Raw genomic sequence first — 23,906 nt, 5'->3', positions numbered from 1 at the left:
TCGCTCACGGCGTGCCTCGCCTCAGCCGAGCGCCTGGTCCAGCAGGTCGGCCCACTGGGCGACGACGCGTTCGCGGCGGGCGGTGTCGTCGGTGAGGAGGTTGGCGAGACCGAGGCCGCGGGCCATGTCGAGCAGGCCCTGGACGGTTTCGCGGACGCCGGGGCGGGACTCGTCGGCGCCGAGGAGTTCGACGGCGATGCGGTGGCTCTCGCGGCCGACGCGCGCCTCCAGTTCGGTCACGCGCGCGCGGAGCTGGTCCTCGTTCGAGGCGGCGACCCACAGGTGCAGCGCGGCGCGGAAGAGGGGGCCGGTGTAGAGGCCGACGATCGCCGCGACGGCGTCCCGGCGCGCGGCGGCGCCGCCGGGGCCGGCCGGGAAGAGCGCCCGCAGCGCGGTGGAGCGCTCCTCGGCGACGTACTCGACGGCCGCGGTGAACAGGTCCTCGCGGGTCGGGAAGTGGTGCTGGGCGGCGCCCCGGGAGACGCCGGCGCGTTCGGCGACGGCCGAGACGGTGGAGCCCGCCCAGCCGTGTTCGGCCAGGCACGCCACGGCGGCCTGAAGCAACCGCTGCCGGGTGGCCCGGCTGCGGTCCTGTTTGGGCGCCCGGTCGCGTTCCGCCGTCATGCTCATCCGGTCACACCACCCATGCCGCGTCCCGTTTCTCCAGGAAGGCCGTCATCCCCTCCCGGGCCGGGCCGGAGGCGAACAGCCGGGCCGAGAGCGCGGTCAGCTGGGCCGCGTCCCGGTCGAACGTCTCCAGCACCCTAGCCGTGAGCAGCCGTTTCGTCTCGGCCAGGGCCTGGGGTTCGCAGCGGCGCAGACCGTCGAGGATCGGGGCGAGGGCGTCGTCCACGTCCGGCGCCGCCGTCGTGAGCAGGCCCAGGCGTACGGCCTCGGGCGCGTCGAAGCGTTCACCGGTGAGGTAGTGGCGGGCCAGGGCGCGGGGGTCGGTGCGCGGGATCAGCGGCAGCGAGATCACCGCGGGCGCGACCCCGATGCGGACCTCGGTGAAGGCGAAGGTCGCCGTGTCGGACGCGGCGGCGATGTCGCAGGCGGCGAGCAGGCCGAGGCCGCCCGCGCGGACGTGGCCGGTGACCCGGGCGACGACCGGCTTGGGCAGCTCCACGATCTGTCGGAGCAGCCCCACCAGCGCGTCCGGGCGCGGCGGGTCGCGCAGGTCGGCGCCCGCGCTGAAGGTGGTGCCGGTGTGGGTGAGGACGACGGCCCGTACGTCCTCGTCCGCGGCGCAGTCGGCCAGGGCGCTCGCCAGGCCGCAGACGAGGGCCGCCGAGAGGGCGTTGCGGGTGCCGGTGGCGTCGAGGCTGAGCGTCTCGACGCCCCGCGCGCGCGTGCGGCCGATCGGTGTGGTCACGGGCGCTCCCTGCGGTCCCTGAGTTCGCGGCGCAGGATCTTGCCGGAGGCCGCGCGCGGGACGGTGTCGACGAAGGTGATCCGGCGGACGCGCTTGTAGGGCGCGACGCGCTCGGCGACGTACAGCATGATCTCGTTCTCCGTCAGGGCCCCGGCGGCCTCCGCCCGGCGGACGACGAAGGCGTGCGGGATCTCGCTGCCGTTCTCGTCGGCGCCGCCGATGACGGCGGCGTCGGCGATGCCGGGGTGGCCGAGGAGCAGCGCCTCGAGTTCGGCGGGGGCCACCTGGAAGCCCTTGTACTTGATCAGTTCCTTCACGCGGTCCACGACGTAGAGCCAGCCGCCCTCGTCGACGTACCCGACGTCTCCGGTGTGCAGCCAGCCGTCGGTGTCGATCATGGCGGCGGTCGCGTCGGGGCGGCCGAGGTAGCCCTTCATGACCTGGGGGCCGCGGATCAGGATCTCGCCGGGCTCGCCGGCGGCGAGGTCCTTGCCGGGGTCGTCCAGGGAGACGATCCGCATCTCGGTGCCGGCGACGAGGCGGCCGACCGTGCCCGCGGGGGCGGTGTGCAGGCGGTCCAGGGGGACGACGTGGGTGCCGGGGGACAGTTCGGTCATGCCGTAGGCCTGGCCGATCGGGGGCAGGCCGAGCCGCTTCGCGCACGCGCGCGCGAGGCGCGCGTCCAGCGGGGCGGCGGCGCTGATGACGTACTTCAGCGAGGACAGGTCGTAGGCGGCGACCGCCGGGTGCTTGGCGAGGGCGAGGACGATCGGCGGGGCGACGTACAGGCCGGTGATGCGGTGGTTCTGGATGGCCGCGAGGAAGGTCTCCAGCTCGAAGCGGGGCAGGACGACGACGGTGGCGCCCTTGCGCAGCGGCGCGTTCATCAGGGCGGTGAGGCCGTAGATGTGGAAGAAGGGCAGGACGGCGAGGATGCGGTCGCCGGGTCCGGCAGGGACGGCGGGCTCCAGCTGGGCGAGGTTGGTGGCGATCTGCCGGTGGGTGAGCATGACGCCCTTGGGGACGCCCGTCGTGCCCGAGGAGTACGGCAGCGCGGCTATGTCCTCGGCCGGGGCGATGCCCGGCTGTGGCTCGGGGGCGGTGCGGCTGAGCATGTCGGTCAGGGAGCGGTGTCCGCTCGCGCTGTCGCAGACGAAGATCTCCCGTACGCCGCCCGCGAGTTCGGCGGCCCGGCGGGCGGTGCCGAGCAGGGGCGAGACCGTGACGATCCAGCGGGCACCGCTGTCGCGGAGCTGGGTGGCGAACTCCTCGGGTGTGGCGAGCGGGTGCGTCGTGGTGACGGCGGCGCCCGCGCGCGTGGCCGCGTAGAAGGCGGTCGGGAAGGCGATCGTGTTGGGGCTGTGCAGGGCGAGGACGTCGCCCTTGCGGACGCCGGCCTCGGCGAGCCCGGCGGCGACGCGCCGGTGGAACCGGTCCACCTGCTCGTACGTGAGCGTGGTGCCGTCCGTGCCGTCGACCAGCGCGGGCAGGTCGCCGAACTCGGCCGCCCGGCCCAGGACGGCCTCGTGGATGGGGAGTTCTACGGGCGGGACGTCTGCGTACTCGCTGCGGAACACGGTTCCTCCTCGCACCACGGGGTGCTCAGTACGACTTGGGCAGGCCGAGCGTCTGGTGGGAGACGTAGTTGAGAATCATCTCCCGGCTCACCGGGGCGATGCGAGCCACGCGCGCGGCCGTTATCAGCGAGGCGAGGCCGAACTCGCGCGTGAGGCCGTTGCCGCCGAGGGTGTGCACCGCCTGGTCGACGGCCTTCACACAGGCCTCCCCGGCCGCGTACTTCGCCATGTTGGCGGCCTCGCCCGCGCCCATGTCGTCACCGGCGTCGTACAGGTGGGCGGCCTTCTGCGTCATCAGCCGGGCCAGCTCCAGGTCGATGTGCGCCTGCGCGAGGGGGTGCGCGATGGCCTGGTGGGCGCCGATGGGGGCCTTCCAGACGGTGCGGTCGCGCGCGTACTCGACGGCCCTGCCGAGCGCGTACCGGCCCATCCCGATGGCGAAGGCGGCGGTCATGACGCGCTCGGGGTTCAGCCCGGCGAACAGCTGGAGCAGCCCCGCGTCCTCGTCGCCGACGAGCGCGTCGGCGGGCAGCCGTACGTCGTCCAGGACCAGCTCGAACTGCTTCTCCGCCGCGCTCAGTTCCATGTGGATCGGCCGCTTGCCGAAGCCCTCGGCGTCGGTCGGGACGATGAACAGGCAGGGCTTGAGGCGTCCGGTGCGGGCGTCTTCGGTGCGGCCGACGACGAGGACCGCGTCGGCCATGTCGACGCCGGAGATGAAGACCTTGCGGCCGGTGAGGAGCCAGTCGGTGCCGTCGCGGCGGGCGGTGGTGGTGATGCGGTGGGAGTTGGATCCGGCGTCGGGTTCGGTGATGCCGAAGGCCATGAGCCGGGTGCCGTCGGCGAGCCCGGGGAGCCACCGCTGCTTCTGGGCGTCCGTGCCGAAGCGGGAGATCACGGTGCCGCAGATGGCGGGGGACACCACGAGCATCAGCAGGGGCGAGCCCGCCGCGCCCAGCTCTTCGAGGACGATGGCGAGTTCGGTGATGCCGGCGCCCCCGCCGCCGTACTCCTGCGGCAGGTTGACGCCGAGGTAGCCGAGCTTGCCCGCCTCGGACCAGAGTTCGGCGGGGGGCTTGCCCTCGGCGACGGTCCGGACGAGGTAGTCGCGGCCGTAGCGCTTGCCGAGGGCGGCTACCGCCGAGCGGAGGGCTCGGTGCTCTTCGGTTTCGATGACGGCGGACATGGCGCTCCTAAGAAGGGGTTTCCCGCACGACGGCGAGCAGCGTTCCTGGTTCCACCTGCTGGCCCGGCTTGACGTGCAGGGCCGTCAGCGTGCCCGTGACCGGGGCCGGGATCCGGTGCTGCATCTTCATCGCCTCCAGCCAGATCAGCGGCCCGCCCGCCTCGACGGCCACTCCTTCGGCCAGGCCGTCGGCGAGGCGGACGACCGTGCCCGGCATCGGGGCCAGCAGGGAGCCCGGTGCGAGGTGGGCCGTGGGGTCGGGGAAGCGGGGCAGGGCGGTGAGGCGCACGGCGTTGACATGGACCTGGTCGCCGTACGCGGAGACCTCGTACCGGCGCCGGACGCCGTCCACGTCGAGGACGACCACGCGCGCGCCCGCGTGCACGACCCGGACACCGTCGGCCGTGAGCCCGCCGCGCGTGTGCGTGTATCTGACCTCGTGCTCCTGCCCCGCCATCTCGTACCGCTTGACCTGCGGCCGCGACGGCAGATTGCGCCAGCCGCCGAAGCGGGAGCGGCCGTGGGCGTCGGCCAGGGCGGCGGCCAGGGGCGCGTACGGGTCGGGCGCCGGGGCCGTGAGAGCGGTGAGGTGGCGGGCGTAGAAGCCGGTGTCCATGCGGGCGGCCGCGAACTCCTCGTGGCGCAGGGAGCGGACCAGCAGGTCCCGGTTGGTGGCGGGGCCGTGGAGCACCGCGGCCTCCAGGGCGCCGGCGAGCCTGCGGACGGCCTCCGCGCGCGTGGGGGCGTGGGCGACGACCTTGGCGAGCATCGGGTCGTAGTGGACGCCGATCGGGTCGCCGTCGGTGTAGCCGGTGTCCAGGCGGACGCCGGCCGGTACGGCGAGCCGGTGCAGGATGCCGGTCTGCGGGGCCCAGCCCCGCGCGGGGTCCTCGGCGTACAGGCGGGCCTCGACGGCGTGCCCACGCGCGCGTGGGGGTTCTTTCGGGAGCGCGTGGCCCTCGGCGACACGGATCTGCTCGGCGACCAGGTCGAGCCCGAACACCTCCTCCGTGACGGGGTGTTCGACCTGGAGGCGGGTGTTCATCTCCAGGAAGTGCGCGCGGCCGTCGGCGACGAGGAACTCGACGGTGCCGGCACCCGCGTACGCGACGGCGTGCGCGGCCTGCACGGCCAGCGCGTACAGGTCCTGCGTGAGCGCTTCGGGGAGCCCGGGCGCCGGGGCCTCCTCGATGACCTTCTGGTGGCGGCGCTGGAGGGAGCAGTCGCGGGTGCCCAGCGGCCAGACCGTGCCGTGGGTGTCGGCGAGGACCTGCACCTCCACGTGGCGGCCGTGCTCCAGGTACGGCTCCACGAAGACCTCGCCGTCGCCGAAGGCGCTCGCGGCCTCGGCGCGCGCGCCCTCCAGCGCCGCGCCCAGCTCCTCCAGCCGGCGCACGATCCGCATCCCGCGCCCTCCGCCGCCCGCAGCCGCCTTCACCAGGACCGGCAGCTCCGCCTCGGTGACCTCGGCCGCGTCGAGGGGCGCGATCCCCATCAGCTCTTTGGCCCGGGTCTTGGACGCCATCGCCTCGATCGCCTCGGGGGGCGGCCCGATCCAGGTCAGCCCGGCGTCGAGGACCGCGCGCGCGAAGCCGGCGTTCTCGGAGAGGAAGCCGTAGCCGGGGTGCACGGCGTCCGCGCCGGCGGCCAGCGCGGCCTCGACGACCAGGTCGCCGCGCAGATAGGTGTCGGCGGGCGCCGCCCCCGGCAGCCGTACGGCCGCGTCGGCCACGCGCGCGTGGAGCGCGTTCTCGTCGGCGTCCGAGTGCACGGCGACCGTCCGGATCCCCAACTCACGACAGGTGCGGAAGATCCGGCAGGCGATCTCGCCCCGGTTGGCGACCAGCAATGTCTGGATCATGGACCTCACATCCGGAAGACGCCGAAGCCGCCACGCGCGCCCTCGTACGGGGCGGTGTGGATGGCGGACAGGCACAGGCCGAGGACGGTACGGGTGTCGCGCGGGTCGATGACGCCGTCGTCGTACAGCCGCCCGGACAGGAACATCGGCAGCGACTCGGACTCGATCTGCCGCTCCACCATCGCGCGCAGGGCCGCGTCCGCGTCCTCGTCGTACGGCTGTCCCTTCGCCGCCGCCGACTGGCGGGCGACGATCGACAGCACACCGGCGAGCTGCTGGGGGCCCATGACGGCCGACTTGGCGCTGGGCCAGGCGAACAGGAAGCGCGGGTCGTAGGCGCGCCCGCACATGCCGTAGTGCCCGGCGCCGTACGACGCCCCCATGAGGACGGACAGATGCGGGACCCGGCTGTTGCTGACCGCGTTGATCATCATGGCGCCGTGCTTGATGATCCCGCCCTGCTCGTACTCCTTGCCGACCATGTAGCCGGTGGTGTTGTGCAGGAACACCAGCGGGATGTCGCGCTGGTTGGCGAGCTGGACGAACTGGGCGGCCTTCTGCGACTCGGCGCTGAACAGGACGCCCTGGGCGTTGGCGAGGACGCCGACGGGGTAGCCGTGCAGGGATGCCCAGCCGGTGACCAGGCTCGTCCCGTACAGCGGCTTGAACTCGTCGAAGTCGGAGGCGTCCACGATCCGGGCGATGACCTCGCGCGGGTCGAAGGGGGTCTTCAGGTCGCCGGGGACGATGCCCAGCAGCTCGTCCTCGTCGTACGCGGGCGGGACCGCCGGCCCGGGGTCCGGGTACGCCTTGCGGTGGTTGAGCCGGGCGACCACGCGGCGGGCCTGCCGCAGGGCGTCCGGTTCATCCACCGCGAAGTAGTCGGCGAGACCGGACACGCGCGCGTGCATCTCGGCGCCGCCCAGGGACTCGTCGTCGCTCTCCTCGCCGGTGGCCATCTTCACCAGCGGCGGACCGCCCAGGAAGACCTTCGCCCGCTCCTTGACCATGATCACGTGGTCGGACATGCCGGGGATGTACGCGCCGCCGGCCGTCGAGTTGCCGAAGACGACCGCGATGGTCGGGATGCCGGCGGCGGACAGGCGGGTGAGGTCGCGGAAGATGGCGCCGCCGGGGATGAAGATCTCCTTCTGCGACGGCAGGTCGGCTCCGCCCGACTCCACCAGGCTGATGCAGGGCAGCCGGTTGGCGAGCGCGATGTCGTCGGCGCGCAGGGCCTTCCGCAGGCTCCACGGATTGCTCGCGCCGCCGCGCACGGTCGGGTCGTTGGCGGTGATCAGGCACTCCATGCCCTCGACCACCCCGATCCCGGTGACGAGCGAGGCACCGACCGCGTAGTCGCTGCCCCAGGCGGCGAGCGGGGACAGCTCCAGGAACGGCGTGTCGGGGTCGAGCAGCAGCTCGATCCGCTCCCGGGCGAGCAGCTTGCCGCGCTCGCGGTGCCGCCGGACGTACTTCTCGCCGCCGCCCGCGAGCGCCTTGGCGTGCTCGGCGTCGAGTTCGGCGAGCTTGGCGAGCATGGCCTCGCGGTACGCCCGGTAGTCGGGACCGGCCGGGTCCAGGGCCGAGGTCAGGACGGTCACAGCAGGGCCTCCGGGATGTCCAGGTGGCGGGAGCGCAGCCATTCGCCGAGTGCCTTGGCCTGCGGGTCGAAACGGGCCTGCGCGGCGACGCCCGCGCCGAGGATGCCCTCGACGACGAAGTTGACCGCGCGGAGGTTCGGCAGCAGATGCCGGGTGACGGGCAGGTCCCCGCTCTCGGGGACCAGCTGCCGGAACCTCTCGGCGGTCAGCTCGTGCGCGAGCCACCGCCAGGCCTGCTCGGTACGGGCCCAGACGCCGACGTTGGCGTTCCCGCCCTTGTCCCCGCTGCGTGCCCCGGCGACCAGACCGAGAGGGGCGCGACGGGTCGGCCCCGGCGCGAGGGACGCGGGAAGCTCCGGCTCCGGTACGGCGTCGAGGGGCCGGGTGTCCTGGGGCACGGGCACAGGGATGCGACGGCCGTCGTGGAGGACGGCCACATGGTCGACGGCACCATGGGGGACGTACACATCCTCGAACACCCCATAAGGCGAGCCCTTGCCCGGTGGGGACAGCACATGGAACCCCGGGTAGCTGGCCAGCGCCAGCTCCACGGCGGCCGCGCCCAGCGCCCGCCCGACGACCCGCTCGTCCGGGTCCCGTACGACGAGCCGCAGCAGGGCGCTGGCCGTCTCCTCGGTGTCGGCGTCGGCGCGATCGGTCCGCACGAGTTCCCAGCGCACCTCGGCGGGGGGCGACGCGGCGAGCGCGTCACCGAGCTGTTGCCGCACGAGTCCGGCCTTGGCCTCGATGTCGAGCCCGGTGAGGACGAAGACGACCTCGTTGCGGAAACCGCCGAGCCGGTTGATCCCGACCTTCAGGGCCGGCGGCGGCGCTTCGCCCCGCACCCCCTCGATCCGCACGCGGTCCGGCCCGTCCTGGCTCAGCCGTACGGTGTCCAGCCGGGCGGTCACGTCGGGCCCGGCATACCGCCCGCCAGCGGTCTCGTACAGCAGCTGCGCGGTGACCGTGCCGACGTCGACCAGGCCGCCGGTGCCGGGGTGCTTGGTGATGACACTGCTGCCGTCGGCGTGGATCTCGGCGAGCGGGAACCCGGGCCGGCGCACGTCCGCCTCCCGGAAGAAGGAGTAGTTCCCGCCGGTCGCCTGCGTGCCGCACTCCAGCACGTGCCCCGCGACGACGGCGCCCGCGAGCTTGTCGTACTCCCCCGTGCCCCAGCCGAAGTGCGCGGCGGCGGGCCCGGTGACCAGGGCCGCGTCCGTCACCCGCCCGGTGACGACGATGTCCGCACCGGCCCGCAGGCACTCGGCGATGCCGAGGCCGCCGAGGTAGGCGTGGGCGGCGAGGGCGCCGATGGGACTCCCCCCTGCTCCAGCGGAGCCGAGAGCCCGGGGGAGGGAGCCGGTGAGGTCGTCCCCCTCGACGTGCGCGACCCGGACCGGGATCCCCAGCCGCTCGGCCAGCTCCCGCACGGCCGCCGCGAGCCCGGCCGGGTTCAGCCCTCCGGCGTTGGTGACGATCCTGACCTGCCGCTCGTGGGCGAGCCCGAGGCAGTCCTCCAGCTGGCGCGGGAAGGTGCGGGCGTACCCGGCACCGGGGTCCTTCAGCCGGTCGCGGGCGAGGATCAGCATGGTGAGTTCGGCGAGGTAGTCGCCGGTGAGGACGTCGAGTTCGCCGCCGGTGAGCATCTCGCGCAGGGCGTCGGAGCGGTCGCCGTAGAAGCCGGAGAAGTTGCCGACGCGCAGGACGCTCACCGCCCGGCCCCCTTTCCCGGCGGGCGGCCGGCGCCGGGCGGGCCCGCGAAGGCCTGGGCGATGTCGAGCCAGCGGTCGGCGTCCGGTCCGACGGCGGCCAGGGCGAGGTCGGCGCGGTGGGCGCGCTGGGTGACGAGGAGACAGAAGTCGAGGGCGGGGCCGGTGACGCGCTGCGGGGCGTCTTCGGGTCCGTACGTCCACGAGTCGCCGCAGGGTGCCGCCAGCTCCACGCGGAACTCGTCGGCGGGCGGGGTGAGTCCGTGGACGGTGTAGGCGAAGTCCCGGGTACGGACCCCGAGCCGGGCCACATGCCTGAGCCGTGCGGTGGGTGTGCGGACCACACCCAGGGCGTCGGCGATGTCCAGACCGTGCGCCCAGGTCTCCATGAGGCGGGCGGTGGCCATGGAGGCGGCGGACATAGGGGGGCCGTACCAGGGGAACCGGACGCCCGGCGGCGCGGTGCGCAGCGCCTGGCCCAGATCCTCGCGCCCGGCGCGCCAGGCCCGCAGCAGGGCGCCGGGCGCGACGCGGGCGCCCTCCTGCGCGCCCTCGTCCACGAACGCGTCGGGGGCGGCGAGCGCCTTGCCGACCAGCGCCTGGAAGGCGTCCGCGTCGGTGGCGGCGACCAGGGCCGAGCGGTCGGTCCAGGCCAGGTGCGCGATCTGGTGGGCGACGCTCCAGCCGGGCGCGGGCGTGGGCAGCTTCCATCGCTCCGGGCTCAACTCGGCCACGAGCAGGTCGAGTTCCTCGCTCTCGGCACGCAGGTCGTCGATGACGGGCGTCGGGTCGGCCATGGTGGGGAGCATGGCAGTGGAGCAAGAAACAAGCAAGCGTGCTTGCATGAATTGATGGGGAGCGGTGCGGCGGTCCTGCGCGGTGACGAAAAGCCCGTGCCGGAACGCGCGCCGGAGCCCCGCGTCAGGCCTCCGGTACCGGCTCCGCCCGGGCCGCACCCCGGCCCACCTGGGTGCGGACGGCCCCGATGCTCGCCGAGATGACCAGGGCGATGGCGGCAGCCTGCGTCCACGACAACGACTGGCCGAGGATCAGGAAGCCGGCCGTCGCCGCCAGGGCCGGTTCCAGGCTCATCAGGATGGCGAAGGTGGAGGCGGGCAGGCGGCGCAGGGCCAGGAGTTCGAGGGTGTAGGGCAGGACCGAGGAGAGCAGGGCGACGGCCGAGCCCAGCGCCACGGTGGTGGGGTTCAGGAGCCGGGTGCCCGCCGAGGCGACACCCAGGGGGAGGAAGAGGAGCGCGGCCACTGCCATGGCCAGGGCCAGTCCGTCCGCCTGAGGGAAGCGTCGGCCGGTGCGGGCGCTGAAAAGGATGTAGACGGCCCACATGGCGCCCGCACACAGGGCGAAGGCGACACCTATGGGGTCGAGGTCGCTGAAGCCTCCGCCGCCGAGCAGGAACACACCGAGCAGGGCGAGGGCCGCCCACAGCGCGTTGATCGCGCGGCGGGAGGCCAGGACGGACAGGGTCAGCGGACCGAGGACTTCCAGGGTGACCGCCAGACCCAGCGGGATGCGCGCGACGGCCTCGTAGAAGAGGCCGTTCATCGCGCCCATGGCGATGCCGAACGCGATCACCGTGCCCCAGTCGGCGCGGGAGTGGCCGCGCAGCCGGGGACGGCAGACCACGAGGAGGACCACGGCCGCCGCGAGGAGGCGGAGGGTGACGACACCGAGCGCGCCGGCCCTCGGCATCAGCGTCACCGCGAGCGCGCCGCCGAACTGGACCGAGACCCCGCCCGCCAGCACCAGGCCGACCGGGCCGAGCGGACCGAGGGAGCGGAAGCGGCTCGGCGCTCCGGGCGGGGCGGGCAGGGTCGGCATCGGCGCGGCGGCGCCAGGGGCACTGGAGGCGCCGGAGGCGGTGGGAGCGGAGGTCACGGGCAGTCCTGGGCTTGAGCGAGCACGTCCATCGAGATGTACTACCAGGTCCAGGGTAATAGACTTCGACAGGAGCGTGAACCCTTTTAGGAACTGTCCCGGATGCTGGGATTCCGCTCGGGCCCGTCACCTTCCCCGCCGGTCCTCCTCGTCCCGGAACAGGGGGCGGCCGTCGGCAAGAGAGACCGGCATGCTTCCCCGTCCGTAGGCCCCGTGTGATCCGTACGGCCGCTGGGCCGGCCGGGCGCCGGGGCGTACGCCTCCTGCGGGGACAGGGGCTGCGGCCACGCCGGGGCGTACGGCTGCGGTGCGGGCGCGAACCCGTGGAGGGGCGCCGGTGCCGACTGCCGGTCCTCCCACAGCGGCATGCGCAGCTCCCCGGTGTCCATGACCGCGTTGTTCTGCGAGCGGTGCAGCCGGGCGTAGGCGCCGCCCCTGGCCAGCAGTTCGCCGTGGCGGCCGGTTTCGACGATGCGGCCCCGGTCCACCACCAGGATGCGGTCCGCGTCGGGGGCGAGGTTGAGATCGTGGGTGATCATGATCGTCGTACGCCCGGCCATCAGGCGGCGCAGCGGCTTGACCACGCGGCGGGAGGCCATCGCGTCCAGACCCGTCGTCGGCTCGTCCAGGACCAGCACCGGGGCGTCGCGCAGGATCGCCCGGGCGATGGCCAGCCGCTGGAGCTGGCCGCCGGACAGCCGGGCCGAGTGGGGGTCGACCTTGGTGTCGTAGCCGTCGGGGAGCCAGAGGATGAAGTCGTGGGCGTCGGCCGCCCTGGCCGCCTCCACGATCGCCCGGTCGCTGGCACCGGGGCGGCCGCAGGCGATGTTGGCCCGGACGGTGTCGTGCAGGACGAGGGTCTCCTGCGGCAGCAGGGTGATGTACTCGCCCAGGCGGGCCAGTGGGAAGTCGCGCAGCGGGACGCCGTCCAGCAGGATCTCGCCGGCGTCCGGGTCGTAGAACCGGAGCAGGAGCTTGGAGACCGTGGACTTGCCGGCACCGCTCGGGCCGGTGACGATCACGTTCCCGGAGAGCCGGACAGCACGGCTGGCCTGTCGTACTGCTCTTCCTCCGCCGCGTCACGCTCCCCCTTTCTTCCCAGTCGGTTTCTTCCCCGTCGCCTTCCTCCCCGTCTCGGCCGGGGATTTCTCCAGCGCCTCCGCCAGAACCTCCGCCAGATGCCGTCCCCGCACCCCGGCGAGCTGTTCCAGCTGGGTGCGGCAGGAGAAGCCGTCGGCCAGGACGAGCGCGCCCTCGGGGGCCGCCCTGAGCGAGGGCAGGAGCTGGTCCTCCGCACAGGCCCGTGACACCTCGAAGTGGCCTTGTTCGAAGCCGAAGTTGCCCGCGAGTCCGCAGCAGCCGCCGGTCAGTTCGCCGGTGAGGCCCGCGGCCTCGCGCAGCCGGCGGTCGGAGGTGTCGCCGAGCACGGCGTGCTGATGGCAGTGGGTCTGGCCGGCGACCGGGCGGTCCACGGCCGGTGGTTTCCAGTGCGGGGCGTGTCGCTCCAGGGCCTCGGCGAAGGTGAGGACCGCCGCGGACAGCTCGGCCGCGCGCGGGTCGCCGGGCAGCAGCTCGGGCAGGTCGGTGCGCAGGGCCGCCGCGCAGCTCGGTTCCAGGACGACGACCGGGAGGCGTGCCCGCAACACCGGCTCCATCAGGTCCAGGGTGCGGCGCAACACCGCTCGGGCGCGGTCGAGTTGTCCGGTGGAGACGTACGTCAGCCCGCAGCAGACCCGGGCCCGGCGGGCGGTGAGCAGGGCGGCGGCCGACCTGCCGCGGCCGGTGCCGAGCGCCGCCCCGCGCGGCAGCAACGTCGGCGGCAGGACCACCCGCAGCCCGGCGTCCTCCAGCACCCGGACGGCGGCCCGGCCCACGGCAGGGTGCAGATGCTCGGTGAAGGTGTCCGGCCAGAGCACGACCAGCTTGCCCGGGGGCAGGACGGGCGCCCGCCTCGCGCGCCACCAGGACGTGAACGTCCGCGTCGCCAGCCGGGGGATCTCCCGCTCGGCCGCGATCCCGCCCAGGCGTTTGCCGAGCGCGGCGAGCGGCCGTACCGCGGCGAGGGCGTTGAGCAGCGGGGCCGTGCGGGTTCGGGCCGCCCAGCGCAGCCACTCGGGCAGCCGCCCCATGCTGTGGTGGGCGGCGGGGCGGCGCCGGCCGGCGTAGTGGTGGTGCAGGAACTCGGCCTTGTAGGTGGCCATGTCGACGCCGACCGGGCAGTCCGAGCGGCAGCCCTTGCAGGACAGGCACAGGTCGAGGGCGTCGCGGACCTCGGTGGAGCGCCAGCCGTCGGTGACCAGTTCGCCCGCCAGCATCTCGTGCAGCAGCCGGGCCCGGCCGCGGGTGGAGTGCTCCTCCTCGCCGGTCGCGCGGTAGGACGGGCACATGACGGCGGGGCCGGACGCCGTGGCCGTACGGCATTTCGCCACGCCCACGCAGCGGCGGACGGCAGCGCGGAAGTCGCCGCCGTCGGCCGGGTAGCCGAAAGCCACGTCGACGGGTTTCGCGGGGAGGACGGCGAAGCGCAGGTTGGTGTCCAGGGGCGCGGGGCGGACCAGCATGCCAGGGTTGAGCAGGTCGTCGGGGTCCCAGAGCGCCTTGGCCCGCTCGAAGAGCCGGACCGTCTCGGCGCCGTACATGCGCGGCAGCAGTTCCGCGCGGGCCTGTCCGTCGCCGTGCTCCCCGGACAGTGATCCGCCGTGCTCCACCACCAGGTCGGCCAGTTCCTCGGAGAAGCGGCGGAAGCGGCCGACGCCGGTCTCGGTGAGCAGGTCGAAGTCGATGCGGACGTGGATGCAGCCGTCGCCGAAGTGGCCGTACGGCGTGCCCCGCAGGCCGTGCGCGGACAGCAGCGCGCGGAAGTCGCGCAGATAGGCCCCGAGCCGGGCGGGCGGCACCGCGCAGTCCTCCCAGCCGGGCCAGGCCTCGGAGCCGTCGGGCATGCGCGTGGCCGTGCCGCTCGCGTCCTCGCGGACGCGCCACAGCGCGCGCTGGGCGGCGGGGTCGGTCACCACCAGGGAGTCGAGGACGTCGGCCGCGCGGACGATCCGCTCCGCACGCGCACGCGCCTCGTCCGCCGAGTCACCGCCGGTCTCCACGAACAGCCAGGCGCCGCCCCGGGGCAGCCCGGCGGGTGCGGGCACGAGGTCGGCGGCCATGCCCTCCACGGTCAGCGGGCCGAGCGGCAGGAGCCCGGCGGCGGCCTCCGCGGCGGCGCCCTCGTCGCCGTACCCCAGCACGGCGAGCGCACGGGCGCGCGGCGCCTCGACCAGCCGTACGACCGCCTCCGTCAGGATGCCGAGCGTGCCCTCGGAGCCGCAGAAGGAGCGGGCGACGTCGGCGCCGTTCTCGGGCAGCAGGGCGTCCAGCGCGTACCCGGAGATGCGGCGGGGCAGGTCCGGGAAGCCGGTGCGCAGCCGGGCCCGCTCGCCCGCCGCCAGCTCGCGCAGCCCCTCCGGCGCACCGGCCCAGTCCCGGCCGAGCCGCAGCCGCAGCCCGCGCGCGGTGACGACGGACAACTCGCGCACGCTGTCCGCGGTCGTGCCCCAGGCGACCGAGTGGGAGCCGCACGAGTTGTTGCCGATCATTCCGCCGAGCGTGCACCTGCTGTGCGTGGAGGGGTCGGGACCGAAGCGCAGGCCGTGCGGGGCGGCGGCCTCCTGGAGGCGGTCGAGGACGAGGCCGGGCTGCACGACGGCCGTGCGCGTCCCGGGGTCGAGGGACAGCAGGCCGTTCATGTGCCGGGTGAAGTCGAGCACCACGCCCGTGCCCGTCGCCTGCCCGGCGATCGATGTGCCGCCGCCGCGCGCCACCACCGGCACCCCGCGCGCCCGGCACACCTCCAGCACGGCGGCGACGTCGTCGGCGTCTGTCGGGGCCACGACGCCGAGCGGGACCCGCCGGTAGTTGGACGCGTCCATGGTGACCAGCGCCCGGGAGGTGACGTCGAAGCCGACCTCGCCCCGGACGGCCTTGCGCAATGCGTCGGCAAGATCTGTCATGCGTCCAGGATGCATCCCGTCACGGACGGTCACCGAAAGTTTTCCACAGCCCCGCCCGTATCGTCGTACCAATTCACGAGTCCCACCCCCGGACACGCTCGTCTCATCCGACGGACACGGTTCCGCCCGGTTTCGCCCACCGGATACCCTCCGACACGTGGCCGACATCCAGATTCCCGCTGACATCAAGCCCGCCGACGGACGTTTCGGCGCGGGCCCCTCCAAGGTGCGCACCGAGGCGCTGGACGCCCTCGCCGCGACCGGTACGTCCCTTCTGGGTACCTCCCACCGCCAGGCGCCCGTCAAGAACCTGGTCGGCAAGGTCCGCGAGGGCATCTCCGAGCTGTTCTCCCTGCCCGAGGGCTACGAGGTGATCCTCGGCAACGGCGGCTCCACCGCCTTCTGGGACATCGCCACCCACGGTCTGATCGACAACAAGTCCCAGCACCTCAGCTTCGGCGAGTTCTCCTCCAAGTTCGCCAAGGCGGCGAAGCTCGCCCCCTGGCTGGCCGAGCCCACCGTCGTCTCCGCCGACCCCGGCACGCACCCGGAGGCGCGGGCCGAGGCGGGCGTCGACGTCTACGCCTTCACCCACAACGAGACCTCCACCGGTGTGGCCATGCCGATCAAGCGGGTGGCCGGCGCTGACGAGGGTGCGCTCGTCCTCGTGGACGCGACGAGCGGCGCGGGCGGCCTCCCCGTCGACGTCGCCGAGACGGACGTCTACTACTTCGCCCCGCAGAAGTCCTTCGCCTCCGACGGCGGCCTGTGGATCGGCGTCTTCTCCCCGGCCGCCATCGAGCGCGCCGAGCGCGTCCACGCGAGCGGCCGTCACGTGCCCGAGTTCTTCTCGCTGCCCACGGCGATCGACAACTCCCGCAAGAACCAGACGTACAACACCCCGGCCCTCGCCACCCTGTTCCTCCTCAACGAGCAGCTGGAGTGGCTCAACGGCCAGGGCGGCCTCGCCTGGTCCACGGCCCGTACCAAGGACTCCTCGACCCGCCTGTACACCTGGGCGGAGGAGTCCAAGTACGCCACCCCGTTCGTCTCCGACCCGGCCAAGCGCTCGCAGGTCATCGGCACGATCGACTTCGCCGACGAGATCGACGCCGCCGCCGTCGCCAAGGTGCTCCGCGCGAACGGCATCGTGGACACCGAGCCGTACCGCAAGCTCGGCCGCAACCAGCTGCGGATCGCGATGTTCCCCGCGATCGACCCGGCGGACGTCGAGGCGCTGACGAAGTGCGTCGACTACGTCATCGAGAAGCTCTGACCTCTCGGTCGGCACGACGACGAGGGGCGCCCGGTGATCACCGGGCGCCCCTCGTCGTCGCGTGCGCTGTCTACGCGAACTGCCGGATGAAGTCCTGCCAGCTGTCGCGGGAGACGGTGAGGAGGGGGCCGTCGGTCTGCTTGCTGTCGCGGACGGCTCGGCCGCCGGGAGCGGTGTCGGCCACCTCGACGCAGGCGTTCTCCTGGCCCGAGTACGACGACTTCCAGAACGGGCTTACGACCTCGGTCACGATGCGTCTTCCTTCAAGCTCCGCAGTATGCCCCGGATGAGCTTCGCACTCGAGTCCGGTGCCAATGCCGACGATCGCAGTAGGTCGTATGCATTGGCGTAAGCGGCAAGGTCCTCGGCCCCCTCAAGAACCGACGCACCTCGCAGATTGTCCATGGCGACGGCCTCGACCGTCGGTTCCTCATCGAAGCTGAAGGAATAGAAGGCGCAGGAGTAGCCGGCCAGGAAGCCCGCGGAGAACGGCAGTACCTGCACAGTCACGTTCTTCCGTTTCCCCGCTTCGAGGATTGCGGACAGTTGCTCCCTGTGAATGTCGATGCTCACCAGCGGGTGTGCGACGACCGCTTCCCAGAGGATGGCCGTGTACGACGTGCCGCCTTCTTCGATCTTCGCCTGCCGCCCCACACGTACCTTCACCAACTCGGCGACCCGTTCCGGCTCGATGTAGTACGGGCCGCCGGCGATAACGGCCTCGGCGTATGCCGGTGTCTGGAGAAGCCCCGGCACCATGACCGGCTGCCACTCGCGGATGTAGGTCGCGTCGTCCTCCAGCGCGATGTGATCGAGGTATTCCGGCCGCAGGTGTTCCGCGTGTTCGAGCCACCAGCCCCGGTTCTTGGAGTGCTTGGCCAACTCCTCCAGCTTGAGGCGCACTTCCGGATCCTCGACACCGTACGCATCCAGCAGGAGCCGCACCTCGATGACACGTGGTGTGGCGTGGCCGCTCTCGATGCGGCTGATCCTGGCCTGACTTGATGCGATGACACCGGCGGCCTGCGGCTGGTCAAGTTTGGCGGCCTGTCGGTACTGCCTGAGCGCCGTACCCAACCGCCTGCTGCGCACCGTCGGCCGTCCACCCGCGGGCATGGGGCCGCCCCTCTCCTCCGGCAACGATTCCACACCGACCGTCCCCTCGACTGCGCATCACGCGATCGAGTGACACCCGTGCATGTATTTCGAGGTTGAGGTTGTGTCGGTGCTGAATCCACACCTAGCTTCGTGAAAGTGCCGCTACCGAGCGAATCCTTGACGCCACGTCAGGAGGAACGGCACCGCCATGCCCGAAACCGAGACCTTCCGCATCCCCGAGCGCAGACGACACGTGCCAGCCGCTCGACAGCGCATCCGCAAGGTGCTCGCGGACTGGGGCATCACCGACGAAACTCGCCGACGCCGCCACCCTGTCGGCGAACGAACTCGTCACCAACGCCGTGACCCACTGCCGGACCTCCTACGCCCGGATCAAGGTGACGCTCACCCTCGACGGACCGGCCCTGCTGCTGGAGGTCCGCGGCCCGGACCGGGACCGGATCCCCCGGCCGCACGACTCAGGCTCGGACGAGGAGAGCGGGCGTGGACTCGTGCTCCCGACACTCCAGCGCACGTGGCACCGATCGCGTGGAGATCGAGATTCCGGTTCCTGTTGATTTTCCGTGACAATTCTGGCACGGGAATGAGTAATCCGATCAAATATCGTCGTCCCGTCGCCACCTCCCATCTCACTCACCCGTCACCCGAAGCGCTGCGGCACGGAGTCGTGACATCGAGGCGCCCGGACCGGTGAGGAGCGGCGTGCAGGTCCCTTCCCTCTTTGCCGGTGTTCCCGGTCGTCACAGCGAGGAGTTCTTCCATGCCAGCCGCATTCGCACGTCGCCGTCGCTCTCTGCTGACCGCCTCGGTGGTTCTGGCCGCCGTGGGCGCCACCGCCCTCCTGCCGGTGGCAACCGCCTCGGCCGCCACTGCCACGGGTGTCACCAGTGCCGCCGCCGGACCGTCCGCCCGCTACGCGGGCAAGGCCGTCGCCATCGGCCAGGACATGGTCGCCGTCCTGCGCAACGACCCCCGCGCCGGCGGCCCCGAGGCGTGGATCCGTTCCGTACCGGCGCACTGGCGGCAGGGCGACGCCTACATGTACCGCGTCCTGGCCAAGCTCGACCGCGGCCACGCCACGACCCAGGAGCGCGGCCTCTCCCTGCGTCTGGTGGGCGTCGGCGGATCCGCTCCCGCGCTCCGGGTGACCTCCGCCAAGGGCGGCACGCACACCTTCGCGCTGCCCAGGGTCGGCACCCCTGACGCACGGGGCTGCACCCTCGTCCGGGAGCAGTTCATCGGCGCCGGAGCCGTCGCCGTACTGAGCAACGGCCCCAAGGGACCCGAGGCGTTCTTCAAGGACGCCGATGACGGCACGCGCTTCGGTGGTGTGGTCAACCGCGCGCACCCCGCCCTGCCGAAGAGCGCCGGCTTCGTGGCCCGCATAGTGAACCCCTACGGCCCCGCACCCGAGCTCCTCACCAACATGGAGGGCGGCGGCCACCCGGCGAGCACGACGGCGTTCCCGGCGCCGGGGTGCACGAAGTGACCGGCTGAGCCGGGGCCAGGAGCCCGGACAAGGCGGACGGGGCCGCGACCACCGCATGCGCTTCGGGCCCGTCCGCGGCAGGCCCCTCACCCGCCGCCTCCTTCACGGGCAAACGGTGCCTGCCGCGGCACTAGCGCGTCACCCTCACGTCGCCGTACAGCTCACCTCCGGCACCGCGCCCCCGCCCGGCGCTCCCCCGAAGCCGAAGCTGGTCGAACTCCCCGCCGCCACGCTGCCGTTCTGGGCGGCGTTCGTCGCCACCACCGCACCGCCGGACTGGGTGTACGAGGCGTTCCACATGTTCGTGACCCGCTGGGAGCCGGTCCACGTCCACGTCACCTTCCAGGACGACAGGGCCGACGCCCCCGTGTTCGTCACCGTGACGTCGGCGTTGAAGCCGCTCCCCCAGTCGCTGGTGACCGTGTACGACGCCGAGCAGGAGGCCGCCGTGCCACCGCCACCGCCGCCACCGGCACTCCCGGATGGCGGGAACAACGGCGCCTTGATGCTCGCCAGATACCCGTCCTTCACCGTGTCCACGGTCGACCAGTCGTCCTTCAGGATCCCGCCCGTGTCACCGGAGTCGGGGTTCCACGACCAGAACGTCCACTGGAAGCTGTCCGCGCCGTACGTCGAGGTCGGGCGGAGGTAGCCCACCAGCGCGGACAGCCACTTCTGGTCCACCGCCGGCTGGAGCGTCGTACCGAACTCGCCCAGCCACACCGGGGCGATGTCCTGCTTGAAGAGGTAGCCCCAGTACTTGTCCCAGATCCCCGGCATGTTGGCGGGGAAGCTCGGGTCGCTGAACCAGCTCTGCTGGGCGACGCTCGTCGCGTAGTCGTGGGCGGAGTAGACGAGACGGTCCGCCACGTCGAGCCGTACGGGGTACTGGCCGGCCCCCATCAGGTTGCCGCCCCACCAGCCGGACACGCCGTTGTACGACTGCACGCCCTCGACGAAGACCAGCAGGGACGGGTTGACGGAGAGGACCGCGTTCCCGGCGCGCTCGGCGGCCAGGCGCCAGTCGGTCGACGGGTCCCCGCAGCCCCAGCAGGCCGGGTCGTGCGGCTCGTTGTGCAGGTCGATGCCGATGACCGTGTCCTGGCCCAGATAGCGGGCGGCCAGCGCCTTGAGGTCGGCGATCCATGTCGACTCGGGGACGGCGGAGGTGTACCAGAGGGCCGACTGGCCGCCGGAGTCGGGGCGGTGCCGGTCCAGGATGACCTTCAGGCCGTCCTGACCGGCGTACGCGACGATCCTGTCCAGCACCTGGAGGGACGTCAGGCCCTGGAGGTCCGCGTTCTTGCCGCCGGAGAAGTCGATGCTGTCGGGCATGGCGCCCGGTTTGAGGATGTCGTCGCTGTACGGCAGCCGGATGGTGTTGTAGCCCAGCGACCTCATCTGGTCGATCATGCTCCGGTAGTCCCGGGACCACAGGCCGTGGACGACCCGGTTGCCGGTCTCGAAGCCGAACCAGTTGATCCCGGCGATCCGCACCGGCTGCCCGGCCGCGTCCAGGATCTGCCGGCCGCTGGTGTGCCAGTACCCGGCTCCGGCCACCGTCGCGGTCGCCGTACGGGGGACCTTCGCGGCCGCGTCTCCGCCGGCCGCCTCCGCCGTGCGGAGTCCGGCCATCGGTATCAGAAGCGCCGTGGCCACCACGCACAGCGCTCTTCGCAGGCTGTGGAACATGTCGCTGCTTCCTCTCGGGAGGCGCGGCACCGGAAGGTTACGGGAGCAGTCATGGGAGCGCTCCCATTCACCGCGCACCGCCCAGAGAAGCGAGACAACATGCTCGCGTCAAGACCTGCGGCAGCTCTCCGCCCACTCAGCCCCTGCGCCGCAGCCGGCGCAGGGGCGGGCCGACGAGGGCGACCGTCCGTCCGGTCCGGCCGTCGGCGGCGTAGAGGTACGGGCCGTCGCCGCTGTCGTTGTGCGTCCGTAGACGCCGGGGTGCTGCCGGGAGGCGGCCAGGCCGCTGGACTCCGCGATCCGCGGGCCCTTGAGGGTGAATCCCCGGTCGCCGGCCCCGGCGCCGTCCGCGGAGGCGGGCAGCGCGCAGGCACCGGCGAGCAGCACTGCGGCGCGACCGGTCAGGCCGGTGGGACCGGCGCGGAGGACGGGCGATCGGCGCGTGTCCCAAGCCTGCCACCGGCGCCGGGAGTTGGGCGGCGGTGCTTGGGGCCGGGGTGGACGTGGTCGGCCTCACACCCCACGGGTGAGCGGGATCGACCATCATGAGCGGATGCTCAGATTCATGCCCGTAGGTGACTCCATGACGATCGGGAGCGCGGGCGAGCACACGTGGCGCTACCGGCTGTGGCGCCACCTGTGCGAGACGTACGGCGGCCCGTTCACGTTCGTCGGACCGAGGGAGACGCTGTACGACAAGACGGCCGACGCGCCGGTGTCGTACGCGTACGCCGAGCCCGCGTTCCCCCGCCACCACCTCGCGGGCTGGGGCGAGGGCTGGCTGCACATGACCCCGCTGATCGGGGAGGCGGTCCGCGCCCACCGTCCGGACGTGCTGCTGGTCTCCCTCGGCCTGATCGACCTGGGCTTCTACACGAACGCGGAGCAGACGGCGGGCAACGCACGGGCGTTCGTCGCCGCGGCACGGGAGGCCGACCCGCGCATCCGCATGGTCCTCCTGCCGGTGATCCCGAACATACGGGCCGAGGCGGACTCCCTCTTCGCCGACCAGGTGGCCGAGTTCAACGCCCTGCTCGCGAAGACGGTCGCCGACCTGGACGAACCCCGCTCACCGCTGCTGCTGGCCTCGACCCCGCGGGCGTACGACATCCACGTCGACACCTACGACGGCACGCATCCCAACGCGAGCGGTGAGCACCGGATCGCGGAGGCGTTCGCCGGGGCGATGTGGGAGGCGTGGGGGGTCGGACGGATGTACACGGCTGGAACAAGTTGACCGAATTCCGGCTCTCCTGGTGACCGTGCGTATCGTTGAACCGCGCGGCTGCACTCGTGCGAGGGACAGCCGGGGAGGAGCGCCACGATGACCGTCCTCGAAGACAGGATCGAGATGGCCGAGGCCGACGCCAACACCGAGCATCTGGACGAGTGGTTCGAGCGGCTTGAGCGTATGCCCGTCCCCGAAGGTTTCAGGGTCGAGATCGTCGGGGGCAACGTTTTCATGACGCCGCAGCGGGACACGCACTGGCTGATCATCCGCCGGATTGTACGGGCGCTGGAGGACAGGTTCGGGATGGACATCAAGGTGTTCTCCGACGTCCGCATCGACTTCCCTGGCCATGAGAACGGCTTCTGCCCGGACGTCGCTCTCCTCAACGACTCGGCGAAGAAGGACGAGACGGGCCACTGGCGCTACCAGGACGTCGAGTTCGTCGCCGAGGTCATCTCCAAGGGAACCGCCCACAACGACTACGGCCCGAAGAAGCTCGCCTACGCGGAGGCCGATGTCCCCGTCTACGTCGTCGCCGACCCCTACGTGGGGCGGTGCTGCGTCTACACCGATCCCCAGGACGGCGACTACGAAAAGCGGGATACATTCGACTTCGGCACGGACATCGACCTCACCGGCACGGTCGTCGACCTCGTCCTCGAAACCGACGACTTCCCCCGCGACTGACCCGATCCCGCTCCCAATCCCGCTTGCCTAGAGCGCACTTCAAGCCGTTGGCTAGGGAACCATGAAGTACACGCAGCTAGGACGCACGGGACTCAAGGTCAGCAGGCTCGTCCTCGGGACGATGAACTTCGGTCCGCAGACCGACGAGGGCGACAGCCACGCGATCATGGACGCGGCACTGGACGCGGGCATCAACTTCTTCGACACCGCCAACGTGTACGGCTGGGGCGAGAACAAGGGCCGCACCGAGAGCATCATCGGCAACTGGTTCGCCAAGGGCGGCGCGCGGCGCGACAAGGTCGTCCTCGCCACCAAGGTCTACGCCAACATGGCCCCCGACGGGCAGCCGGCCTGGCCCAACCACGACAAGCTCTCCGCGCTGAACATCCGGCGGGCCGTGGACGCCAGCCTGAAGCGGCTGCGGACCGACTACATCGACCTGTACCAGTTCCACCACATCGACCGGGACACCCCCTTCGAGGAGATCTGGCAGGCGATCGACACCCTGGTCCAGCAGGGCAAGATCCTCTACGTCGGCTCCTCCAACTTCCCGGGCTACAAGATCGCCCAGGCCAACGAGATCGCCGCCCGGCGCGGTGGCACCATCGGGCTGGTCAGCGAGCAGTGCCTGTACAACCTCTTCGAGCGGCGCGCCGAGATGGAGGTCATCCCGGCCGCGCAGGACTACGGCCTCGGGGTCATCCCCTGGTCGCCGCTGCACGGCGGTCTGCTGGGCGGCGTCATCAAGAAGGAGGCCCAGGGCGGTCGCCGTACCTCCGGGCGCGCCGCCGAGACGCTGGCCGACCCGGCCGCCCGCGCCCGGATCCAGGCGTACGAGGACCTGGTCGACAAGCACGGTCTGGAGCCCGGCGAGGTGGCCCTGGCCTGGCTGCTCACCCGTCCCGGGGTGACCGGTCCCATCGTCGGCCCGCGTACGGCGGAGCAGCTGGGCTCCGCGCTCCGGGCCGTCGAGCTGGAGCTGGGCGAGGAGCTGGTGCGGGGGCTGGACGAGGTCTTCCCGGGTCCGGGCCCGTCGCCGGAGGCCTTCGCCTGGTGACACCGTGAGGGGCGGCGGGGCTGCGTTCGGCATGCGGCTCCGCCGCCGTGGCGGTGGCTGACCGGCGGCTACCTGAGGGCAGCCGACACAGCCACCACCACGAACATCAGCACAAGCACACCGGCCATGATCCGGTTCCGGGTTTTCGG

At 72.4% G+C, this 23,906-nt stretch carries 19 protein-coding genes and 2 pseudogenes; 6 read left to right on the top strand and 15 right to left on the bottom strand.

Annotated features, from left to right (window positions below):
- Positions 1-21: 21 nt before the first annotated feature.
- From ACZ60X_RS28055 to ACZ60X_RS28005, 11 genes and pseudogenes are all read right to left on the bottom strand, one after another.
- On the bottom strand, positions 22-630 hold the full coding sequence (locus tag ACZ60X_RS28055) for a TetR/AcrR family transcriptional regulator (RefSeq protein ID WP_469604011.1): 609 nt from the start codon (positions 628-630) through the stop codon (positions 22-24).
- A gap of 4 nt (positions 631-634) precedes the next feature.
- The gene (locus tag ACZ60X_RS28050; protein ID WP_469604009.1) at positions 635-1,372 is read right to left on the bottom strand and encodes an enoyl-CoA hydratase family protein; all 738 of its coding nucleotides are present in this window, start codon (positions 1,370-1,372) and stop codon (positions 635-637) included.
- Positions 1,369-2,949 carry a 4-coumarate--CoA ligase family protein gene (locus ACZ60X_RS28045; protein ID WP_469604007.1) on the bottom strand — a complete coding sequence of 527 codons (1,581 nt, stop codon included), beginning with the start codon at positions 2,947-2,949 and terminating at the stop codon, positions 1,369-1,371. Before ACZ60X_RS28045 ends, ACZ60X_RS28050 begins: the two co-directional genes overlap by 4 nt.
- 25 nt (positions 2,950-2,974) lie before the next feature.
- Positions 2,975-4,135, bottom strand: coding sequence for an acyl-CoA dehydrogenase family protein (locus ACZ60X_RS28040; RefSeq protein WP_469604005.1), 1,161 nt, complete (start codon positions 4,133-4,135; stop codon positions 2,975-2,977).
- 7 nt (positions 4,136-4,142) lie between these two features.
- Complete coding sequence (locus tag ACZ60X_RS28035; protein ID WP_469604002.1) at positions 4,143-5,996, bottom strand: acetyl/propionyl/methylcrotonyl-CoA carboxylase subunit alpha; 1,854 nt, start codon at positions 5,994-5,996, stop codon at positions 4,143-4,145.
- Positions 5,997-6,001: 5 nt separating this feature from the next.
- Positions 6,002-7,600: an acyl-CoA carboxylase subunit beta gene (locus ACZ60X_RS28030; protein ID WP_469603999.1), complete on the bottom strand. Its 1,599-nt coding sequence runs from the start codon at positions 7,598-7,600 to the stop codon at positions 6,002-6,004.
- Entirely contained in the window at positions 7,597-9,312 is a 1,716-nt protein-coding gene (locus tag ACZ60X_RS28025; RefSeq protein ID WP_469603996.1) for an acyclic terpene utilization AtuA family protein, read from the bottom strand. The genes ACZ60X_RS28030 and ACZ60X_RS28025 overlap by 4 nt, the downstream gene beginning before the upstream one ends.
- Entirely contained in the window at positions 9,309-10,106 is a 798-nt protein-coding gene (locus ACZ60X_RS28020; RefSeq protein ID WP_469603993.1) for a TIGR03084 family metal-binding protein, read from the bottom strand. Before ACZ60X_RS28020 ends, ACZ60X_RS28025 begins: the two co-directional genes overlap by 4 nt.
- A gap of 124 nt (positions 10,107-10,230) precedes the next feature.
- Positions 10,231-11,148, bottom strand: a complete 918-nt coding sequence (locus ACZ60X_RS28015) for an EamA family transporter (RefSeq protein WP_469604347.1) — start codon at positions 11,146-11,148, stop codon at positions 10,231-10,233.
- A 143-nt stretch (positions 11,149-11,291) separates the two neighbouring features.
- Positions 11,292-12,227 (bottom strand): annotated as a pseudogene (locus ACZ60X_RS28010) (ABC transporter ATP-binding protein); the annotation flags it as partial.
- A gap of 57 nt (positions 12,228-12,284) precedes the next feature.
- Entirely contained in the window at positions 12,285-15,206 is a 2,922-nt protein-coding gene (locus tag ACZ60X_RS28005; protein ID WP_469603990.1) for an FAD-binding and (Fe-S)-binding domain-containing protein, read from the bottom strand.
- A 157-nt stretch (positions 15,207-15,363) separates the two neighbouring features.
- Between ACZ60X_RS28005 and serC the strand changes: the two genes are divergently transcribed.
- The gene (gene serC / locus ACZ60X_RS28000; protein ID WP_469603988.1) at positions 15,364-16,482 is read left to right on the top strand and encodes a phosphoserine transaminase; all 1,119 of its coding nucleotides are present in this window, start codon (positions 15,364-15,366) and stop codon (positions 16,480-16,482) included.
- Between the two features lie 70 nt (positions 16,483-16,552).
- On the opposite strand, the gene ACZ60X_RS27995 is transcribed toward serC, so the two are convergent.
- Together ACZ60X_RS27995 and ACZ60X_RS27990 are read right to left on the bottom strand one after the other, a co-directional pair.
- Positions 16,553-16,732, bottom strand: a complete 180-nt coding sequence (locus tag ACZ60X_RS27995) for a DUF397 domain-containing protein (RefSeq protein ID WP_469603986.1) — start codon at positions 16,730-16,732, stop codon at positions 16,553-16,555.
- On the bottom strand, positions 16,729-17,598 hold the full coding sequence (locus tag ACZ60X_RS27990) for a helix-turn-helix domain-containing protein (RefSeq protein WP_469603983.1): 870 nt from the start codon (positions 17,596-17,598) through the stop codon (positions 16,729-16,731). The genes ACZ60X_RS27995 and ACZ60X_RS27990 overlap by 4 nt, the downstream gene beginning before the upstream one ends.
- Before the next feature lie 155 nt (positions 17,599-17,753).
- Between ACZ60X_RS27990 and ACZ60X_RS27985 the strand changes: the two genes are divergently transcribed.
- Both ACZ60X_RS27985 and ACZ60X_RS27980 read left to right on the top strand, forming a co-directional pair.
- The gene (locus ACZ60X_RS27985; protein WP_469604345.1) at positions 17,754-18,158 is read left to right on the top strand and encodes an ATP-binding protein; all 405 of its coding nucleotides are present in this window, start codon (positions 17,754-17,756) and stop codon (positions 18,156-18,158) included.
- Between the two features lie 203 nt (positions 18,159-18,361).
- Positions 18,362-19,090, top strand: coding sequence for a hypothetical protein (locus ACZ60X_RS27980; protein WP_469603981.1), 729 nt, complete (start codon positions 18,362-18,364; stop codon positions 19,088-19,090).
- A 144-nt stretch (positions 19,091-19,234) separates the two neighbouring features.
- Here ACZ60X_RS27980 and ACZ60X_RS27975 read toward each other — a convergent pair whose 3' ends face one another.
- Positions 19,235-20,782, bottom strand: a complete 1,548-nt coding sequence (locus ACZ60X_RS27975) for a cellulase family glycosylhydrolase (RefSeq protein WP_469603979.1) — start codon at positions 20,780-20,782, stop codon at positions 19,235-19,237.
- 172 nt (positions 20,783-20,954) lie between these two features.
- Positions 20,955-21,187, bottom strand: a pseudogene (locus tag ACZ60X_RS27970) (WD40 repeat domain-containing protein); the annotation flags it as partial.
- 148 nt (positions 21,188-21,335) lie between these two features.
- On the opposite strand from ACZ60X_RS27970, the gene ACZ60X_RS27965 reads away from it, so the two are divergent.
- The 3 genes from ACZ60X_RS27965 (at position 21,336) to ACZ60X_RS27955 (ending at position 23,757) form a co-directional block, all read left to right on the top strand.
- Positions 21,336-22,019 (top strand): SGNH/GDSL hydrolase family protein, encoded by a 684-nt coding sequence (locus ACZ60X_RS27965; RefSeq protein ID WP_469603976.1) that lies wholly within the window; start codon positions 21,336-21,338, stop codon positions 22,017-22,019.
- An 87-nt stretch (positions 22,020-22,106) separates the two neighbouring features.
- The gene (locus ACZ60X_RS27960; RefSeq protein ID WP_469603973.1) at positions 22,107-22,700 is read left to right on the top strand and encodes a Uma2 family endonuclease; all 594 of its coding nucleotides are present in this window, start codon (positions 22,107-22,109) and stop codon (positions 22,698-22,700) included.
- A 61-nt stretch (positions 22,701-22,761) separates the two neighbouring features.
- On the top strand, positions 22,762-23,757 hold the full coding sequence (locus ACZ60X_RS27955) for an aldo/keto reductase (RefSeq protein ID WP_469603971.1): 996 nt from the start codon (positions 22,762-22,764) through the stop codon (positions 23,755-23,757).
- The last annotated feature ends 149 nt before the right edge of the window (positions 23,758-23,906 follow it).

It is taken from the genome of Streptomyces sp. NPDC104106, assembly GCF_055584345.1.
Note: the sequence above shows the minus strand (reverse complement) of the source record. Positions and strands in the feature narration are given on the sequence as shown.

Excerpts from the sequence above, each read along its gene's own strand:
- ACZ60X_RS28055 (WP_469604011.1), bottom strand. The coding sequence starts at position 630 with ATGAGCATGACGGCGGAACGCGACCGGGCGCCCAAACAGGACCGCAGC.
- ACZ60X_RS28040 (WP_469604005.1), bottom strand. The coding sequence starts at position 4,135 with ATGTCCGCCGTCATCGAAACCGAAGAGCACCGAGCCCTCCGCTCGGCG.
- ACZ60X_RS28035 (WP_469604002.1), bottom strand. The coding sequence starts at position 5,996 with ATGATCCAGACATTGCTGGTCGCCAACCGGGGCGAGATCGCCTGCCGG.
- ACZ60X_RS28020 (WP_469603993.1), bottom strand. The coding sequence starts at position 10,106 with ATGGCCGACCCGACGCCCGTCATCGACGACCTGCGTGCCGAGAGCGAG.
- ACZ60X_RS28015 (WP_469604347.1), bottom strand. The coding sequence starts at position 11,148 with ATGCCGACCCTGCCCGCCCCGCCCGGAGCGCCGAGCCGCTTCCGCTCC.
- ACZ60X_RS28005 (WP_469603990.1), bottom strand. The coding sequence starts at position 15,206 with ATGACAGATCTTGCCGACGCATTGCGCAAGGCCGTCCGGGGCGAGGTC.
- ACZ60X_RS27990 (WP_469603983.1), bottom strand. The coding sequence starts at position 17,598 with ATGCCCGCGGGTGGACGGCCGACGGTGCGCAGCAGGCGGTTGGGTACG.
- ACZ60X_RS27980 (WP_469603981.1), top strand. The coding sequence starts at position 18,362 with ATGCCAGCCGCATTCGCACGTCGCCGTCGCTCTCTGCTGACCGCCTCG.
- ACZ60X_RS27975 (WP_469603979.1), bottom strand. The coding sequence starts at position 20,782 with ATGTTCCACAGCCTGCGAAGAGCGCTGTGCGTGGTGGCCACGGCGCTT.
- ACZ60X_RS27965 (WP_469603976.1), top strand. The coding sequence starts at position 21,336 with ATGCTCAGATTCATGCCCGTAGGTGACTCCATGACGATCGGGAGCGCG.
- ACZ60X_RS27960 (WP_469603973.1), top strand. The coding sequence starts at position 22,107 with ATGACCGTCCTCGAAGACAGGATCGAGATGGCCGAGGCCGACGCCAAC.
- ACZ60X_RS27955 (WP_469603971.1), top strand. The coding sequence starts at position 22,762 with ATGAAGTACACGCAGCTAGGACGCACGGGACTCAAGGTCAGCAGGCTC.